Consider the following 2,314-nt stretch of genomic DNA (forward strand, 5'->3'; position numbering starts at 1 on the left):
GGAGAGAGTTTCATGATGTTGCCTACTGATCGTTTGGATTTTGTGACTCCGCGGGAGCGTGAGCCGTTGGCGTTGCCGGGGGATGCGCGTTTGGTGGTGTGGCCGGTGTTGGCGTTGGAGCATTGGGATATTTCGCGTCCGATGGCGCGGATGGTGATTTCTCCGCCGCAGGGTCAGCCGCAGCAGCCGGATCATCCGAACTGGAGCTGGCATGAGTATGGGATGCGTCAGGGTTTCTGGCGTTTGCAGCGTATTTTCCAGGAGTACGGGGTGAATCCGACGGTGACGTTGAACGCTCAGGTGTGTGATACGTACCCGTCAGCGGTGGAGGCTTGTTTGGAGAGCGGGTGGGAGCTGAATGCCCATAGCTATGACCAGCGGCCGATGCACAAGGTGGAGAACGAGGCCGAGACGATCCACCGCACGATGGAGAAGATCACCGCTTTCTCGGGCAAGCGGCCTCGTGGCTGGTTCGGTCCGGGCTTGACGCAGACGTTCGACACGATTGATTACCTGGCCGAAGAAGGTATCGAGTACATCGGTGACTGGGCTGTTGATGATGAGCCGGTGACCCTGCGCACGTCCACCAAGCCGATCGTGGCGTTGCCGTATAACTTTGAGCTGCATGACATCGCGATGATGCATCTGCAGAACCACGATTCCGAGGAGTTCCCCAAGCGGGCGCTGAAGGCTTTCGATTGCCTGTACGAGGAATCCGCCCAGCGGCCCAAGATCCTCTCGATCGCCCACCACCCCTACCTTTCCGGTGCGGCGCACCGGGCCGGGGACGTGGAACGCATGTGGCGTGACCTGCTCTCCCGCCCGGGAGTTGTGTGCTGGAACGGCGAGCAGATCCTGGACTGGTACAACACCCAGAAAACCGGGCAGAACACCCTGACCGGAGTCTCCGCCGCGTCCTGACCGACCCGGGTGCCTGGCCCGGCCCGCCAAGGGCCAGGCACCCACACCCGCCCTTTTTGGCGGGACCCGCCGGATGGCCGTGTTCGCCGCCGGCGTCGTACTTGACCAGCCGCAGGGCCAGTGAGCCGCTGGGCCTGCATCGAGAAATGAAAAGACCAGACGTGAACGATCAGCTCATCCACTCGGCCTTCGTGCCGCACACCGTGCAACAACCCATCATTGGTGCGGAGTCCGGCCCCCTTGAGGGATTGACCGTGGCAGTGAAAGACATGTTCGACATCAAAGGCTCCTCGGCCAGCGGCGGCAGCCCCGCCTGGCGGGCAGCCCACGAGCCAGCCACCGAACACTCCGGCGCGGTCCAACGCGTCCTGAACGCCGGAGCAACCGTGACCGGCACGACCGTGTGCGATGAGTTCTTCTACTCCACCGTCGGGGCCAACGCCCACTACGGAACACCGGTCAACGTCCGCGCCCCGGGCCGGATCCCCGGCGGGTCCTCCAGCGGCTCGGCCTCCGCAGCCGCGTCCGGGGCCTGTGACTTCGCCATCGGCTCGGACACCGGCGGGTCCGTGCGCGTCCCGGCCGCGCTCTGCGGAGTCTACGGAATCCGCGTCACCCGCGGCCGGTTCGACTTCACCGGTTCCATGCAAATGGCCCCCACCTTCGACGCCGGCGGATGGTTCGCCGCCACCCCAGGGGTGTTCCGCCGCGTCGGCAAAGTCCTGCTCACCGGTCAATCCGTCCCCGCACCCGTCACGAAAGCCGTCATCCTCGAAGACGCCCTCGAATGCGCCGACCCCGACATCGCCCGCATCGTCGAAGAATTCGCCGAAGCCCTCACCGGCCACCTCACCATCGACCGTGACACCGCCACCAGCCCCGGCGGCCTGGACACCTGGCGCGAAGCCATGCGCATCGTCCAGGCCCGCGAAGTCTGGCAAACCTTCGGTCCCTTCCTCCAAACCCACACACCAGAGCTTGGCCCCGGCATCAAAGAACGCATGGCCATCGCCTCAACCGTCACCGACGCCGAAGCCACCCAGGCACGCACCATCCTCACCCAAGCCACCGCCCGGATGGAAGAACTCACCCCCACCGGAACAGTCCTGATCGTGCCCACCACAGCGGTCATCGCACCACTCCTGGACGAAGCCCCCGAAGGACTGGAAACCTACCGCGTCAACGGCATGCGCCTGTCCTGCATGACCAGCATCTCCGGCCAACCCCAAATCACCCTGCCCATCGCCACCCTCAACGGCGCCCCCGTCGGGATCTCACTCATCGGCTGGCCAGGCGCCGACGAGACCCTCCTGAACCTCACCACCACCCTCAGCACCCTCGCCGGCGCCATCAACCACACCACCCACGACCGCGCCCCCGCCACCACCTAAAC

2 protein-coding genes are annotated in these 2,314 nt (G+C 65.0%); both read left to right on the top strand.

The window, feature by feature from the left end; genetic code table 11:
• Positions 1-921: polysaccharide deacetylase family protein (locus ACIPY3_RS23135; protein ID WP_400337894.1), on the top strand; the 921-nt coding region annotated here is incomplete at its 5' end.
• A 146-nt stretch (positions 922-1,067) separates the two neighbouring features.
• On the top strand, positions 1,068-2,312 hold the full coding sequence (locus ACIPY3_RS23140; RefSeq protein ID WP_400337897.1) for an amidase: 1,245 nt from the start codon (positions 1,068-1,070) through the stop codon (positions 2,310-2,312).
• Positions 2,313-2,314: the final 2 nt, after the last annotated feature.

This window comes from Paenarthrobacter sp. NPDC089714, from assembly GCF_044748905.1.
GTDB lineage: Bacteria > Actinomycetota > Actinomycetes > Actinomycetales > Micrococcaceae > Arthrobacter.

Excerpts from the sequence above, each read along its gene's own strand:
- ACIPY3_RS23140 (WP_400337897.1), top strand. The coding sequence starts at position 1,068 with ATGAAAAGACCAGACGTGAACGATCAGCTCATCCACTCGGCCTTCGTG.